The organism is Microbacterium sp. NPDC089987 (genome assembly GCF_044748505.1).
Taxonomy (GTDB): Bacteria; Actinomycetota; Actinomycetes; order Actinomycetales; family Microbacteriaceae; genus Microbacterium.
Genome location: NZ_JBIVGE010000001.1, coordinates 465,819 through 479,973, shown reverse-complemented (window position 1 = coordinate 479,973; position 14,155 = coordinate 465,819). Strand labels below are relative to the sequence as shown.

General features: G+C 69.6%; 15 protein-coding genes. 9 read left to right on the top strand and 6 right to left on the bottom strand.

Annotation, left to right across the window (positions count from 1 at the left end):
* Nucleotides 1-75: 75 nt before the first annotated feature.
* From purH to ACIPV2_RS02220, 3 genes are read right to left on the bottom strand one after another with little or no spacing between them, the layout of a single operon-like run.
* Entirely contained in the window at nt 76-1,683 is a 1,608-nt protein-coding gene (gene purH / locus ACIPV2_RS02230; RefSeq protein WP_400837895.1) for a bifunctional phosphoribosylaminoimidazolecarboxamide formyltransferase/IMP cyclohydrolase, read from the bottom strand.
* A 37-nt stretch (nt 1,684-1,720) separates the two neighbouring features.
* Complete coding sequence (purN, locus tag ACIPV2_RS02225) at nt 1,721-2,302, bottom strand: phosphoribosylglycinamide formyltransferase (RefSeq protein WP_400837892.1); 582 nt, start codon at nt 2,300-2,302, stop codon at nt 1,721-1,723.
* Nucleotides 2,303-2,306: 4 nt separating this feature from the next.
* Nucleotides 2,307-3,575 carry a DUF6350 family protein gene (locus ACIPV2_RS02220; protein ID WP_400837889.1) on the bottom strand — a complete coding sequence of 423 codons (1,269 nt, stop codon included), beginning with the start codon at nt 3,573-3,575 and terminating at the stop codon, nt 2,307-2,309.
* A 92-nt stretch (nt 3,576-3,667) separates the two neighbouring features.
* Here ACIPV2_RS02220 and ACIPV2_RS02215 point away from each other — a divergent pair, with 92 nt between their 5' ends.
* Nucleotides 3,668-5,107: an NCS2 family permease gene (locus tag ACIPV2_RS02215; protein WP_400837886.1), complete on the top strand. Its 1,440-nt coding sequence runs from the start codon at nt 3,668-3,670 to the stop codon at nt 5,105-5,107.
* Nucleotides 5,108-5,204: 97 nt separating this feature from the next.
* Entirely contained in the window at nt 5,205-5,951 is a 747-nt protein-coding gene (locus tag ACIPV2_RS02210) for an SDR family NAD(P)-dependent oxidoreductase (protein ID WP_400837883.1), read from the top strand.
* Between the two features lie 79 nt (nt 5,952-6,030).
* Here the strand turns inward: ACIPV2_RS02210 and sucD are convergent, their stop codons facing one another.
* Together sucD and sucC are read right to left on the bottom strand one after the other, a co-directional pair.
* Nucleotides 6,031-6,933 (bottom strand): succinate--CoA ligase subunit alpha, encoded by a 903-nt coding sequence (gene sucD / locus ACIPV2_RS02205; RefSeq protein ID WP_400837880.1) that lies wholly within the window; start codon nt 6,931-6,933, stop codon nt 6,031-6,033.
* Between the two features lie 39 nt (nt 6,934-6,972).
* Nucleotides 6,973-8,139, bottom strand: coding sequence for an ADP-forming succinate--CoA ligase subunit beta (gene sucC / locus ACIPV2_RS02200; protein WP_400837878.1), 1,167 nt, complete (start codon nt 8,137-8,139; stop codon nt 6,973-6,975).
* A 163-nt stretch (nt 8,140-8,302) separates the two neighbouring features.
* Here sucC and ACIPV2_RS02195 point away from each other — a divergent pair, with 163 nt between their 5' ends.
* The 6 genes from ACIPV2_RS02195 (at nt 8,303) to ACIPV2_RS02170 (ending at nt 12,507) form a co-directional block, all read left to right on the top strand.
* Nucleotides 8,303-8,716: a YbaB/EbfC family nucleoid-associated protein gene (locus ACIPV2_RS02195; protein WP_400837875.1), complete on the top strand. Its 414-nt coding sequence runs from the start codon at nt 8,303-8,305 to the stop codon at nt 8,714-8,716.
* On the top strand, nt 8,716-9,045 hold the full coding sequence (locus tag ACIPV2_RS02190) for a type VII secretion target (RefSeq protein WP_400837872.1): 330 nt from the start codon (nt 8,716-8,718) through the stop codon (nt 9,043-9,045). The genes ACIPV2_RS02195 and ACIPV2_RS02190 overlap by 1 nt, the downstream gene beginning before the upstream one ends.
* Nucleotides 9,042-10,517 (top strand): TNT domain-containing protein, encoded by a 1,476-nt coding sequence (locus ACIPV2_RS02185; protein ID WP_400837869.1) that lies wholly within the window; start codon nt 9,042-9,044, stop codon nt 10,515-10,517. The genes ACIPV2_RS02190 and ACIPV2_RS02185 overlap by 4 nt, the downstream gene beginning before the upstream one ends.
* A gap of 93 nt (nt 10,518-10,610) precedes the next feature.
* Complete coding sequence (locus tag ACIPV2_RS02180) at nt 10,611-10,895, top strand: hypothetical protein (protein ID WP_400837867.1); 285 nt, start codon at nt 10,611-10,613, stop codon at nt 10,893-10,895.
* Complete coding sequence (locus ACIPV2_RS02175; RefSeq protein ID WP_400837864.1) at nt 10,892-11,335, top strand: hypothetical protein; 444 nt, start codon at nt 10,892-10,894, stop codon at nt 11,333-11,335. Before ACIPV2_RS02180 ends, ACIPV2_RS02175 begins: the two co-directional genes overlap by 4 nt.
* Nucleotides 11,336-11,847: 512 nt before the next feature.
* Nucleotides 11,848-12,507: a TetR family transcriptional regulator gene (locus ACIPV2_RS02170; protein ID WP_400837861.1), complete on the top strand. Its 660-nt coding sequence runs from the start codon at nt 11,848-11,850 to the stop codon at nt 12,505-12,507.
* Between the two features lie 13 nt (nt 12,508-12,520).
* On the opposite strand, the gene ACIPV2_RS02165 is transcribed toward ACIPV2_RS02170, so the two are convergent.
* On the bottom strand, nt 12,521-13,024 hold the full coding sequence (locus ACIPV2_RS02165; protein ID WP_400837858.1) for a hypothetical protein: 504 nt from the start codon (nt 13,022-13,024) through the stop codon (nt 12,521-12,523).
* A gap of 86 nt (nt 13,025-13,110) precedes the next feature.
* Here ACIPV2_RS02165 and ACIPV2_RS02160 point away from each other — a divergent pair, with 86 nt between their 5' ends.
* Nucleotides 13,111-14,145, top strand: a complete 1,035-nt coding sequence (locus tag ACIPV2_RS02160) for an ATP-dependent DNA ligase (protein WP_400837855.1) — start codon at nt 13,111-13,113, stop codon at nt 14,143-14,145.
* Nucleotides 14,146-14,155: the final 10 nt, after the last annotated feature.

The window sequence follows — 14,155 nt, the reverse complement described above, 5'->3', positions numbered from 1 at the left end:
CCTGGGGGCCTCGACGTGAAGTGGGGGTGTCGGCGACGCGCAGCGCGGGGCGATGCACCGCGAGTTCGCTCCCGCTCAGTGGAAGAAGTGGCGCTCTCCGGTGAAGAACATCGTCACGCCGGCCTTGCGGGCGGCGTCGACCACCTCTTCGTCGCGCACCGAGCCGCCGGGCTGCACGATCGCGGTGACGCCCGCGTCGATGAGCACCTGCGCGCCGTCGGCGAAGGGGAAGAAGGCGTCGGATGCGGCGACGGAGCCGGCAGCACGGTCGCCCGCCCGCTCGACGGCGAGGCGGCACGAGTCGACCCGGTTGACCTGACCCATGCCCACGCCGACGGTGGCGTTGTCCTTGGCCAGCACGATCGCGTTCGACTTCACCGCACGGCACGCCTTCCACGCGAAGATGAGGTTCTCCATCTCCACGTCATCGGGGCGCTCGCCCGAGACGAGCTCCCAGTTCGTCGCGACCGAGACGATGTCGTCAGGGAAGAGATCAGCATCCTGCAGCAGCAGACCGCCGGAGACGAGACGCACATCCATCCGCTCCTGCCGCCAGTCGGCGGGCAGCTGCAGCAGCCGCAGGTTCTTCTTCGCCTTGAACACCTCGAGCGCAGCCGGCTCGAACGCCGGTGCGACGATCACCTCGGTGAAGATGTCCTTCAGATTCTCGGCCATCTTCAGGGTCACCGTGCCGTTGGCGGCGATCACTCCGCCGTACGCCGACACCGGGTCGCACTCGTGGGCGCGCAGGTGCGCACTGGCGATCGGGTCGAGGGCGTTGCGCGCAGTCGTCGCGATGCCGCACGGGTTGGCGTGCTTGATGATCGCGACGGCCGGCTGCACCATGTCGTACGCAGCGCGCAGTGCGGCGTCGGCGTCGACGTAGTTGTTGTACGACATCTCCTTGCCCTGCAGCTGCGTCGCCTGGGCGATGCCGTGACCGCCGGCGCGCGTGTAGATCGCGCCGCGCTGGTGCGAGTTCTCGCCGTAGCGCAGGGTGGCCAGGCGCTCGGCTTTCACGGTGAGGTGCGCGGGCAGGTCCCCGCCCTCCGCGAGGGTCCCCTCCGAGAACCACTGCGCGACAGCCGAGTCGTAGCTGGCCGTGTGCGCGAAGGCGCGTGCGGCGAGCTCGCGGCGGTGCACGAGGGTCGTGCCGCCCTCGGCGATCGCCTCGATGATCGCGGGGTACGACTCGGGCGACACGACGATCGCGACGTTCGCGTGGTTCTTCGCCGCGGCCCGCACCATCGCGGGCCCCCCGATGTCGATCTGCTCGACGATGGCGTCGGGCTCGGCACCGGATGCCACCGTCTCGACGAACGGGTAGAGGTTGACGACGACGAGCTCGAACGGCTCGATGCCGAGGTCGGCGAGCTGACGCTCGTGGTCCTCCAGGCGCAGGTCGGCCAGCAGGCCGCCGTGCACCTTCGGGTGCAGGGTCTTGACCCGGCCGTCGAGCATCTCGGCGACGCCGGTGACCGACGCGACGTCGGTGACCTCGTGGCCGGCGTCGCGAATCGTCTGCGCCGTCGAGCCGGTCGAGACGATCTCGATGCCCGCCTCAGTCAGAGCCTCGGCGAGATCGATCAGGCCGGACTTGTCGCTCACCGAGACCAGGGCGCGCTTGACCCGCACGAGGTCGCGATCGCGGTACAGCGAGGGGTCGAGGCTGGGGCCGGCCATGAGGGTGCTCCTTCGTTCGGGCGAGGTCGTGTGGGTGTCAGCGGGAGAGTGTGAGCTCGCCCGTGGCGATGCGCTGCACGGCATCGATCAGCAGGCGTCGCTCGACGGGCTTGATGCGGTCGTGCAGGGTGGCTTCGGTGTCGCCAGGCAGCACCGGCACGCGCTCCTGGGCGAGGATCGGTCCGCTGTCGATGCCGTCGTCGATCACGATGATGCTCGCTCCGGTCTCGGTGGCGCCGGCGGCCAGCGCGTCGCGCACGCCGTGCGCGCCGGGGAACTCGGGCAGATATGCGGGATGCGTGTTGATGATGTTCGGTGCGTAGCGCTCGACGACGGCCGGGGGCAGCAGGCGCATCAGTCCGCTGAGCACGATGAGGTCGGGCCGCCAGGCATCCAGCTGCTCGGCCAGCTCTCGACCCCACTCCTCGCGACTGGCGTAAGCCGTGTAGGGCACGGTGAAGGAGGGGATGCCGAACTCCTCGGCCTGCGCGAGACCTGCGGCGTCGCGGTCGGCGCCGACGGCGATGACCCTGGCCGGGAAATCGGGGTGACTCGCCGCCTCGAGCAGGGCTCGAAGGTTCGAGCCGGTACCGGAGATGAGTACGGCGAGCGTCAGCACCCGGTCAGTCTACCGGGGCGGTGAGCCCGGCCATCTCCTCGTTCCAGCGGTCGATGCGCTCTTCGGCGAGCTCGTCGCGATGCCGCGGTGCGAGCAGCAGGATGCCGGCGCCGATGAGCACCTCGATGCCGATCGCGAGCGCGAGCGGCCCGGGGGCGGGCCCGGCCTGGGCGAGCCGGCCGGGGCCGATCGAGCCGGATGCCAGCACCGCCGCCAGCGCGGCTGCGCCGGCGGTCAGCGCCGCGATGGCGACGGCGATGGCCGCTCGCGGCCCGTACCCGCCTGCGGTGTTCTCCCAGACCAGCCGTGAGCGCACCATCCATCCGGCCACGGCGCCGCACGCGATCGGCACGAGCACGCACACCAGCATCCAGATCGACGAGTTCTCGGGCACGAGTCCGAGCACGGGAATGCCGGGCACGACGCCCAGCTCGGTGCCGGCGGGAGAGACGGATGTGCCCACGCCGAGGGCGAAGCCGGGGCCGGCGAGCCAGCTCGCAGCCCACACGATGAGGGTCGGCAGGTAGGCCAGGTGAGCGAGGGTGAGCATAGCCGCGCCGAGTGCGTCGACGTGCGCCGCCTCGAACAGCGCCACGACCTCCCCGCCGCGCAGCAGCGTCATGACGGCGATGCCGACAGCGGACGCACCGGTCAACGCGACCGCCGCGACCGCCGCGCCCCGGACGGCCTCGCCCGGCACGGCAGCCCACTCGCCCCAGGAGTCGATGACATCGCGAAGCCTGTCGATCAGTCCGTCGTCGCCCTCCGCCCACGCGTGGCGGACGGCGCCCGCGAGCGCACCGACCGCATACGCCGCGACGGGGATCAGGATCGCAGCCCACAGCGAAGCCTGCAGCACGTCCGAGCCGCAGCTCAGCGCGACGCCTGCGGAGAGCGCGGCGAAGGCGAGCACTCCCCCGGTGGCTCCGGAGACCCAGCGGCCGGCGACGGCGGCGCGACGGCCGGAGCGTGCGGCGAAGAGCAGGGTGAACATCAGCAGCGCCAGCGGGGGCACCGAGAGGGCAAACCGGGCGGCGTCCTTCGGGATGGCGAGGCCCGAGAGCAGGGCATCCGGAAGCACCACCTCGAGGGGCACCCCGTGCCCGAACTGCCAGAGCGTGCCGCTCACCGGCCAGAGCGCACCCCAGTCGGCGTCGAGCCCGAACGCCAGCACCCAGAGCAGGGTGAACGGCGCGAGCACGACGGCGAGCCCGACGGCGGCCGCGATGGCGGCGTCGAGGGCGGCGAGAAGCGCGACGATGAGGCGTTGCATGACGGATCGAGCCTACGTCGTGCATCCGCCGCGTATGCTGCGGCCACGCGCGGTGCGGCGAACCCGGTAGATTCTCTTCGGAGGTCCCCCCGATGACTGATGCCCCTGTGCGCACTGACGCCGAACCGCGCAACGCGATCGACCGCTTCTTCGAGATCACTCGACGAGGTTCGAGCTTCGCCGCCGAGATCCGCGGAGGTGTGGTCACGTTCGTGACGATGGCCTACATCGTCATCCTGAACCCGATCATCCTCTCCAGCGGGACCGACATCGACGGATCCCAGCTCGACTTCGTGCAGCTGAGCGCCGTGACGGGCCTCACCGCCGCTGTCATGACGATCCTGTTCGGTCTCGTCGCGCGCCTTCCGTTCGGCTTCGCCGCCGGCCTGGGCATCAACGCGTTCCTCGCCTTCTCTGTCGTCGGCGAGGTCACCTGGCCCGAGGCCATGGGCCTGGTGGTCATCAACGGCCTGATCATCGTGCTGCTCAGCGCCACGGGCCTGCGCCGGATGATCTTCGACGCCGTTCCCATGCAGCTGAAGATCGCGATCACCGTGGGCATCGGCCTGTTCATCGCGTTCATCGGCTTCGTGAACGCCGGCTTCGTGACCGCCGCCGCCTCGCCGCCCGTCGCGCTCGGCGTGGGAGGCTCGGTCGCCACCGTGCCCACGCTGCTCTTCGTGATCACCCTGCTGCTCACCGGCGTGCTCGTGGCCCGCCGGGTCAAGGGCGGCATCCTCATCGGCCTGGTCTCGGGCACCGTGCTGGCGGTCATCGTCGAGGCGATCTGGCATGTCGGCGCCAAGGGCGACGACAATCCCGGCGGCTGGGGGCTGTCTGTGCCGGCCCTGCCGGAGCAGCTGGTCAGCCTTCCCGACCTCTCGCTCGTCGGCCAGTTCGACCTGTTCGGCGGCTTCGGCCGCATCGGCGCGCTGGCCGCTCTCATGCTCGTCTTCACCCTCGTCTTCACGAACTTCTTCGACGCGATGGGCACCATGACCGGCCTCGCGAAGGAGGCGGAGCTCGCCGACGAGCGCGGCAACTTCCCGCGCCTGAAGTCGGCCCTGATCGTCGAGGGTGTCGGCGCCGTCGTCGGCGGCGCGACCTCCTCGTCGTCGAACACGGTGTTCGTCGAATCGGGCGCCGGAATCAGCGAAGGGGCTCGCACCGGCTTCGCGAACCTCGTCACCGGAGGCCTCTTCCTGATCGCGATGTTCTTCACGCCGCTGGTATCGATCGTGCCCACCGAGGTGGCGGCCGCCGCGCTGGTGATCGTCGGGGCGCTCATGATGAGCCAGATCCGCTTCATCGACCTGACCGACTTCTCCGCCCTGTTCGGCGTCTTCCTCACCGTGTCCGTGATGCCGATGACCTACTCGATCGCGAACGGCATCGGCGCCGGCTTCATCGGCTGGGTCGCCGCGCGGGCGTTCTCGGGTAAGGCGAAGGAGATCAGCCCGCTGCTGTGGATCGTGGCGGCCGGGTTCGTGATCTACTTCGCCCGCGGGCCGGTGGAGATGCTGCTCAGCTGAGCCGCCGATCCCCTTCCCTCCTTTCCCGGTGAGGCACGGCGGGCCGCAGGCGTAGCCTCGTAGAGGCGGGCACGAGGCCCGCCGTGAAGGGATCAGGATGCTGTTCGAGAACAAGGTGGCGCTCGTCACCGCCGCCGGGGCCGGGATCGGCCGCGCGATCGCTGTCAGGCTGGCGGCGGAGGGTGCCCGCGTGGTCGTCTCCGACGTGGACGACGCGTCGGGTGAGCAGACGGTCGCGCTCATCGTCGAGGCAGGTGGCACGGCGGTCTATCAGCGCACGGATGTCGCCGACGACGCGCAGGTGCGCGAGCTGGTGCAGCGTGCCGTGAACGAGTACGGAGCTCTCGACCTGGCGGTGAACAACGCCGGGCTGGGAGCCGCGCCCAAGCCGCTGCAGGACATCACGGATGCCGAGTGGCAGCGCACCATCAGCGTGACGCTCACGGGCACGTTCCAGTCGATGCGCGCGCAGCTCGCGCAGATGACCGCTCAGGGCACCGGGGCGATCGTGAACATCGCCTCCATCGCCGGCCTGCAGTCCACCTCGCAGCTGACGCCGTACGGCGCGAGCAAGCACGGAGTGGTGTCGCTGACGATGTCGGCCGCGGCCGAGAACGCCGCTTCCGGCATCCGCATCAACGCGGTCGCGCCCGGCCCCATCGAGACCGCCGCGCTGGCGTCGCTTCCCGAGGAGTCCAAGCGCCGCTATGCCGACGAGGTGCCCATGAAGCGCCTGGGTCGCTCAGAGGACATCGCCGAGGCGACCGCATTCCTGCTCTCGGACGCTGCCGGATTCATCACGGGCGTCACGCTGCCCGTCGACGGCGGCTCGCTGGTGCGCTGAGGCGCGCGCGGTACCGCGCCGAGCATGACGAAGGCCCCGGGGTGGAGCCCGGGGCCTTCGTGTACGAGTCTAGCTCAGATCAGAGACCCTCGACGATGGCGCGCATCAGGTCGGCGGCCTCGGAGGGTGTCTTGCCCACCTTGACGCCGGCGGCCTCGAGGGCCTCCTTCTTGGCCTGAGCGGTTCCGGCCGAGCCCGAGACGATGGCGCCGGCGTGGCCCATGGTCTTGCCTTCGGGGGCGGTGAAGCCGGCGACATAGCCCACGACGGGCTTGGTGACGTTGGCCTTGATGTAGTCGGCCGCGCGCTCCTCGGCGTCGCCGCCGATCTCGCCGATCATGACGATGGCCTTGGTCTCGGGGTCTGCCTCGAACGCGGCGAGCGCGTCGATGTGCGTGGTGCCGATGACCGGGTCGCCGCCGATGCCGATGGCGGTCGAGAAGCCCAGGTCCCGCAGCTCGAACATCATCTGGTAGGTCAGCGTGCCCGACTTCGAGACGAGACCGATCGGGCCCTTGCCGGTGATGTTCGCCGGGGTGATGCCGACCAGCGCCTCGTCGGGGGTGATGATGCCGGGGCAGTTCGGGCCGATGATGCGGGTCTTGTTGCCCTTCTCGGTCGCGTACGCCCAGGCCTCGGCGCTGTCGCCGACGGGCACGCCCTCGGTGATGACGACGAGCAGCGGGATCTCGGCGTCGATGGCCTCGACCATGGCGTCCTTGGTGAAGGCGCCGGGCACGAAGGCGATCGAGACGTCGGCACCGGTCTTCTCCATGGCCTCGGCGACCGAGCCGAAGACGGGAAGCTCGACGGCGTTGCCGTCCTTGTCGGTGTGCGCGACGGTCGTGCCGGCCTTGCGGGCGTTCACACCGCCCACGACGTTCGTGCCCGCCTTGAGCATCAGTGCGGTGTGCTTGGTGCCCTCGCCGCCGGTGATGCCCTGGACGATGACCTTGGAGTCCTTGTTGATGAAGATCGACATGTCTGTTCCTTAAATCCGGTCCCTGAGCCCGTCGAAGGGTCAGGCGTTCGCCAGCTCGGCGGCCTTGTCGGCGCCCTCGTCCATGGTGGCGGCGAGGGTGACCAGCGGGTGGTTGGCGGCGGCGAGGATCTCGCGCCCCTCTTCGACCTGGTTGCCGTCGAGACGCACGACGAGCGGCTTGGTGGCCGCGTCGCCGAGGATCTCGAGGGCCTTCACGATGCCCTCGGCGACCGCGACGCAGGACGTGATGCCGCCGAAGACGTTCACGAACACGCTCTTGACCTGCTCGTCGCCGAGGATGACGTCGAGTCCTGCGGCCATGACGGTGGCGGATGCGCCGCCGCCGATGTCGAGGAAGTTCGCCGGCTTCACTCCGCCGTGCTTCTCACCGGCGTATGCGACGACGTCGAGGGTCGACATGACCAGACCCGCGCCGTTGCCGATGATGCCGACCTGTCCGTCGAGCTTGACGTAGTTGAGGCCGGATGCCTTGGCCTTCGCCTCGAGGGGGTTCTCGGAGTCCTTGTCGGCGAGGGCCTCGTGCTCGGGGTGCCGGATCTCGGACGCGTTGTCGTCGAGGGTCACCTTGCCGTCGAGGGCGATGATGTCGCCGTCTTCGGTGCGCACCAGCGGGTTGACCTCGACGAGCGTGGCGTCCTCGCCCTTGTAGACGTCGTAGAGCTTGACGAAGACGTCGGCAACCTTCTCGACGAGCTCTTCGGGGAAGTTGGCGGCCTGGGCGATCTCGACGGCCTTCGCCTTGTCGATGCCGGTCAGCGGGTTGACCTCGACGCGTGCGAGAGCCTCGGGCTTCTCGACGGCGAGCTGCTCGATCTCCATGCCGCCCTCGACGCTGCACAGCGACAGGTACGAGCGGTTGGCGCGGTCGAGCAGCACCGAGAAGTAGAACTCCTCCGCGATGCGTGCGCCCTGCGCGACCATGACGCGCTTGACGACGTGGCCCTTGATGTCGAGACCGAGGATGGCCTTCGCGGCCTCGTATGCCTCGTCGGGGGTCTTGGCGACCTTGACACCGCCGGCCTTGCCGCGGCCACCGGTCTTGACCTGTGCCTTGACGACCACGACACCGCCGATCTTCTCGGCGGCCGCCTTCACCTCCTCAGGGGTGTCGGCGACGATGCCGGCGAGGACCGGCACTCCGTACTTCTCGAAAACGTCTCGTGCCTGGTACTCGTACAGATCCACTGTGGTTCCTTCACTGGGCTGCTGTCTGGTCTGGTGATTCTCTCGATGTCGAGACATCGACCAGTGCCCCAGCCTACTACCGCCCTCTGAACGGCCCGACACCGTCGGCCCCACGAGCCGACGCCTCCGGTACGATTCATGAGCGTCGAGGCAGGGGGACGAGATGACGGACACCTTCGACTGGTCGGATCCGGTGGCGACTCGCGCGCGCATCGAGCAGCAGGTGAGGGATGCGGAGCGCCGCGCCGCACAGGCCGCGCAGGTGCGCGACGACATCGCCGGCGTGCGCGAGCAGGCGGCCTCTCCGGGGCGCGACGTCACCGTGACAGTGGACGCCTCCGGTCGCCTCGCCGACGTCGCGCTGACCGATGCCGCGCTGCAGCGCACTCCCGCCGCCCTCGGTGCCCTCATCGTCGCCCTCGCCGCCACGGCGCAGAAGGCAGCGGGCGCGCGGGCGGTCGAGATCGCGGCGGAGGCGTTCGGCGCGGAGGACGCTGCCGTCGCGCATCTGCGTGACGAGATCGCCGAACTTCCCGATCCGAGCCAGGACGGCCGACCTCAGATCGAGTACCGCTGATGGCCGAGCTGATCGCCGTCGACACCGAGACCGTCCGCCAGCACGCGCAGCGCGTCGCGCAGATCGCATCGGATATCCGGCTTGCCGAGAACGCCGCTGGCTCGATGAACGTCGGCGGCGGCGCCTTCGGCGTGATGTGCGCCTTCCTCGTCCCCCCGGCGCAGCTCGTCTCATCGATCGCTGCGGGCGCCATCACCGCGGCCGCAACGATGCTGGAGGAGTCCGAGGAGCAGCTCCGTGGCCTGGCGGACGACTTCGATGAAGGAGAGCAGCGCCAGCTCGACACGATCCGAGGGCTGCTCTCGTCCGTGGAGGGCGCTCGCCGATGACTCCTCCGAACCCGTTGGTGGCGGGCCCGATCGATCCGACGACGCCGTTCAGCGGAGCTGGTCTCCTCGAGGACGGCTACGACCTCGTCAACGCGATCGAGAGCGGCGATTGGGTCTCCGGAGGACTCTCGTCGTTCTCCGCACTCGCGAACACCGTGGCCACGGCCTTGGATCCGCTCGGCTCACTGATCGCCGCCGGTTTGGGGTGGCTGATGGACCACCTCGAGCCGCTCAAGGGCTGGCTCAATGACCTGACGGGCGATGCGGGCGAGGTGGCAGGCTTCGCGGCGACCTGGGGCAACATCGCGCAGCAGCTGCAGCAGGCGGGCCAGCTCCTCGACGCCCGGTTGGCCGACGTCAGTTCCATGTCGGGCGAAGCCATCGCCGCGTATCTCCGACTGCAGTCCGACGTCGCCGCCCACATCTCCGCGGCCGCTGCCTGGGCCGGCGGGATGAAGACGGGCATGGAGACCGCGTCCATGCTCGTGCAGATCGTGCACGAGCTGGTCCGCGACACGCTCTCGCAGCTGGTCGGATCCCTCATCTCCTATGCGAGCACGCTCGTCGTGTCGCTGGGCACCGCCACCCCGTACGTCATCGCACAGGCCACTAGCCGCGTCTCGGCCATGACCGCCCGGATCTCCGGCACCGTGCTCAAGCTCGTGGATGCCGTGACGGCCCTCACGAAGCATCTCGACGAGCTCAAGTCACTGTTCCAGCGACTGGGCGATCTCTTCTCGCGCGGCCCGGGTGGTGGGCACGGCCCGTCCGGCCCCGGAGCCCCGCACAGCCCTGGCGCTCCGCACGGCCCCGATGGCAGCTCCCCCGGCGGGTCGTCGCCCGACGGCCCCGACCGCTCCGGCCCTGGCGGCCCCAGTGTGCGCGACCAGAGCACGCTCACGGACGAGCAGATCCAGACGTACCTCGACCGCAACTATCCGGACTACGCCGACGACTTCGCGAACAGCGGCACGCTCCCACCCGACGTGCAGATCCCGAAGGGGCCGGAGGTGCTCCAGCCCGACGGGAGCATCGACTGGAGCCAGGTTCCCGGCGGAGGATACGTGCTGGACGCGGGCGGGGATCCGATCCGGCAGCCGCACACTCCACAGGTCGGGGATGTCCTCGACCGCTACGGTCCCGCCGACGGCCGGTACACCTCTCCGGTGCCCGAGAGCGGCCCGTACACGTACGATCAGCGCTCCCTGCCGTATGTGGAGAACCCGGCCCACTACCACCGCTACGAGGTCATGGGCGACATGTCCGACCTGCGCGCGGCATACGACGGTGCACCGCAGCAGGTGAGGGACGACCTGGCGGCCGCCGGCTTCAAACCTGAGTACCTCGGCTCGCAAGGATATCGAGGCGACATCGCCCCGGGCTTCGGCTCGACAGGCGGCGGCGTGCAGGCCCAGCTCCCGCTCTCCGTGGAGCACCTCCTCCTGCTGGGCGTGCTGAAGGAGACGACGTGACCGACCTCACTGCCGTCGGCGTGCGGTCGTGCACGATTCCCGAGTCAGCCACGAGCTGCCGGCCGCCATGCGAGGCCTGCGGAAGGAGACCGTATGAACCACCTCACCGCTGCTGAGGCGCAGCACATCATCCAGGAGGAGAAGCTCACCGCGACCGCCAACTGGTACGGCCGCACCGGCCGCCGCGAACGCTCGGCGTGGATCGATCGCGATGGGGACGACTGGATCGTGTGGGACACCGATGAGCGCGGGGACCGGTTCTACGGCCCCTCGCGCTTCGCGTCGGAGACCGAGGCGCTGGACCAGTTCCTCCGCATGGCGCGCGCCCACAAGGCCGCGGACTCCACTGCCTGCCGCCGGACCGAGGGGCGGGCATGACGGAGCTGTGGATCGGCCCCGACGGCGTCGCGCTCGATCGCGAGCCGCTCCCCCGCGGCGCAGAGGTGTGGGACATGTACGGACCGATCACCACCCGCTACGTGTACCTCGTCGAGAACGGCCGACCGGCCGCCTACCCCGAACGCTCCCTGCCGTGGGTCGAGAACCCGGCGGCGTACCACCAGTTCCTCGTCGTCGGCGACTGCGTCCATATCCGCGCGGCATACGAGCGCTCCGAGGACGCCGTCCTCCGACGCGACCTGGACGACCTGGTGGAGATCGGCTACTACCGCTGGGACGCCCCGATCTACGGCGGTCGTGTGGCTCCCGCTTTCGGTGAGCCGGGCGGGGCGTTCCAACTCGCGCTGCCGCTGCCCCTCTCGTTCTACGTGCGGCTCGGCCTGGTCCGCGAACTTTCCGTCCCCGGAGTGCCTGCATGAATCGAGACAGCGTCCTCGCCGACCTCCGCGCTCGCGGACACTCGGGCTACTGCCTCTTCGACGATCCGCGCGGAAAGGCGAATGTCGTCGTCCTGGCCTTCGGCAGGAACGGATGCGAGACATGGATCCAGGATGAACGTGCGCAGACGATCCGCGGTTCGCTTCGCACATTCGCCGATGAGGGGAAAGCGCTGGCCGACTTCGCCCACCGTGTAGAGGTCTGGAACCGTGTCAGCGGTGTCCGCTCTCCCGGCAGCCACGCCTAGACGACACACCCGCGACCATTCGGGTCCGCGTCCGCACAGATCGCATTCAGCGGTGCGTGTCGCGGCTGCCCGCCTCCGCGGAGCGCGACCGCGGCCCCTACGGGATGCCCTTGCGTCCCGCCCTTCGGCGACAATGCTATTCGAGTTCCGACGCCGGCCTGTGATGCCCCGATCGACCATGCGAACGCCGGTTGATGCATCCCGTGCCGAGCCGCGAAGCGCTCACCCGCGGTCTAGGCTTTCGACATGCACGAATCCGCAGATCTGAGCACCGGCGTGGTCGCCGCGGCCCTCGAACTCTTCAGCGCCCAGGGCTTCGATCAGACCTCCGTCGAGCAGATCGCGAAGGCCGCGGGTGTCTCGCGGTCGACCTTCTTCCGCCAGTTCGGCGGCAAGGAGGACGTCGTGTTCATCGACCACGAGGCGCTGCTCGGTGAACTGCGGCAGTTCCTGGCCGAGCCGCACGACGACCCGTGGGCGGCGGTCTGCGAGGCGTCGGAGCGCGTGTTCACGCACTTCGCCCGCGATCCTGAGCTCGCCCGCCGGCGGTATGAGATCGTCCGCGAGGTGCCGGTGCTGCGCGATCGCGAGATCGTCACGGTTTTCCGGTACGAGCGGCTGTTCGACGAGTACCTGCGAGATTCGCTGCCGGGCATCGCGCCGATCGACGCCGTCGGTTTCTCGGCACTCATCACCGCCGTGCACAACCACGTGCTGCGCCAGCTGCTGCGTGGACGCCGCGTGCCGCTGACCGTGCTGCAGGAGGCGCTCGACGACGTGCGCCGCCGGTACGGCGTGCTGCCCGAGGCGGTCACACCGGCAGACGACGATGTCGTGGTCGCCGTGTTCCCGCGGTCGATGCCGGTCGCCGAGATCTCACGCCGGGTGCAGGCTCAGCTGTCCTGACCGGCAGCCTGCGTCATTCGTCGCAGCCGCACTTGCCTGCGGCGTTCTTCACCATGAAGCACACGTCGCACACGCCGTAGTCGCGTTCGCTGAGGTTGGTCGCCTTCGGCGCCCGCGGCTCGGGAGCGGGGCGGGATGCGGCAGGCTTGCGCACACCGGATGCCGGACGCTTCCCGGCCGAAATGCTCGGCAGCCCGCTGGGCTGGTTCACGTAGAAGTACGGCGCGCGTCCCTCGCTGGGCAGCAGCGGCAGCACGCGCCCGCCCACGCTCACCTGCTCGTCTTCGGCGAAGCCGTTGATATAGGTGCGGCCGATGTGCAGCGGTGCTTCGGGGGTGCGACGGATCGCCTCGATGTACCTGCCGCGATCGATGTAGCTGCTGATACCGACGGCGTCGGTCACCGCGGCGATGAACTCGTGATTCTCAGGCGGCAGCCGGTGGGCGCGCAGCGCCTCCGCGAGGGATCGGTACGGACGGGAGGTTCCTGCGGGGGTCGGACCCTGTACTTCGTTCATCACATCCATTGTCTCATCCGCAAGGCCCGCTGTCGCCCGTCCTGCCCGTGCCATACTCGTCGGATCCGACCCGGGAGGACCGGCACATGTACGACATCCCTGCTCCGATGCTCGCCAAGGCTGCGGCATCCATCCCCGACTCGGCGAAGAAGCCGATGCTGTACGAACCGAAGTGGGACGGCTTCCGCGGGCTCGTCGCCTGGGACGGCGAGACGCTCGAGATCGGCTCGCGCGGAGCCAAGCCGCTCACGCGCTACTTCCCCGAGCTGGTCGAGCAGCTCGCCGGCATCCTGCCCGGCCCCTGTCTGCTCGACGGCGAGATCGTCGTCGCGACCGGGCCCGCAGGGGCGCAGCGGCTCGACTGGGAGGCGCTCAGCCAGCGCATCCATCCGGCCGCCTCGCGGGTCGCGAAGCTGGCCGCCGAGACCCCGGCCATGTTCATCGCCTTCGACCTCCTCGCCGAGGGCGAGGAGGATCTGCAGCAGCATCCGTTCCGCGAACGGCGGGCGCGGCTCGAGCGGATGCTGTCGGTAGCCCCGCATCCGCTGCACCTGACCCGCACGACGGACGATCCCGACCTCGCCCGTAGCTGGCTGGCGGAGTTCGAGGGCGCAGGCTTGGACGGCGTCGTCGCGAAGCCGCTCGACGATCCGTACGCGCCAGGCAAGCGCACCCTGATCAAGATCAAGCACGCGCGCAGCGCCGACGTCGTCGCCCTCGGATACCGGGTGCACAAAAGCGGGTCGGGCGTCGGTTCGCTGCTGGTCGGACTGTACGACGAAGCCGGCTCGCTGCATCAGGTCGGCGGCGTCGCCGCCTGGACGGATGCCATGCGCCGAAAGCTCGTCGATGAGCTCGCCCCGCTGGTCGTGCGCGACGAGGCTGGTGACGCGGTGACCGGTGAGAGCGAGCGCTCGCGGTTCACCGGGGCGAAGGACATGACGTTCGTTCGGCTGCGTCCCGAGCTCGTGCTCGAGGTGCGCTACGACCAGCTCGAGGGCGACCGGTTCCGGCACACCGTGCAGTTCGATCGCTGGCGCCCCGACCGCGACGCCCGCTCGTGCACGTACGAGCAGCTCGAGACCGTCGCGGGGTACGACCTGGCGGATGTGCTCGAGTAGGCCGGTCGCC

Excerpts from the sequence above, each read along its gene's own strand:
- ACIPV2_RS02165 (WP_400837858.1), bottom strand. The coding sequence starts at position 13,024 with ATGAACGAAGTACAGGGTCCGACCCCCGCAGGAACCTCCCGTCCGTAC.
- ACIPV2_RS02175 (WP_400837864.1), top strand. The coding sequence starts at position 10,892 with ATGACGGAGCTGTGGATCGGCCCCGACGGCGTCGCGCTCGATCGCGAG.
- ACIPV2_RS02195 (WP_400837875.1), top strand. The coding sequence starts at position 8,303 with ATGACGGACACCTTCGACTGGTCGGATCCGGTGGCGACTCGCGCGCGC.
- ACIPV2_RS02180 (WP_400837867.1), top strand. The coding sequence starts at position 10,611 with ATGAACCACCTCACCGCTGCTGAGGCGCAGCACATCATCCAGGAGGAG.
- ACIPV2_RS02160 (WP_400837855.1), top strand. The coding sequence starts at position 13,111 with ATGTACGACATCCCTGCTCCGATGCTCGCCAAGGCTGCGGCATCCATC.
- ACIPV2_RS02215 (WP_400837886.1), top strand. The coding sequence starts at position 3,668 with ATGACTGATGCCCCTGTGCGCACTGACGCCGAACCGCGCAACGCGATC.
- ACIPV2_RS02170 (WP_400837861.1), top strand. The coding sequence starts at position 11,848 with ATGCACGAATCCGCAGATCTGAGCACCGGCGTGGTCGCCGCGGCCCTC.
- ACIPV2_RS02220 (WP_400837889.1), bottom strand. The coding sequence starts at position 3,575 with ATGCAACGCCTCATCGTCGCGCTTCTCGCCGCCCTCGACGCCGCCATC.
- ACIPV2_RS02210 (WP_400837883.1), top strand. The coding sequence starts at position 5,205 with ATGCTGTTCGAGAACAAGGTGGCGCTCGTCACCGCCGCCGGGGCCGGG.
- purH (WP_400837895.1), bottom strand. The coding sequence starts at position 1,683 with ATGGCCGGCCCCAGCCTCGACCCCTCGCTGTACCGCGATCGCGACCTC.
- ACIPV2_RS02190 (WP_400837872.1), top strand. The coding sequence starts at position 8,716 with ATGGCCGAGCTGATCGCCGTCGACACCGAGACCGTCCGCCAGCACGCG.
- sucD (WP_400837880.1), bottom strand. The coding sequence starts at position 6,933 with ATGTCGATCTTCATCAACAAGGACTCCAAGGTCATCGTCCAGGGCATC.
- ACIPV2_RS02185 (WP_400837869.1), top strand. The coding sequence starts at position 9,042 with ATGACTCCTCCGAACCCGTTGGTGGCGGGCCCGATCGATCCGACGACG.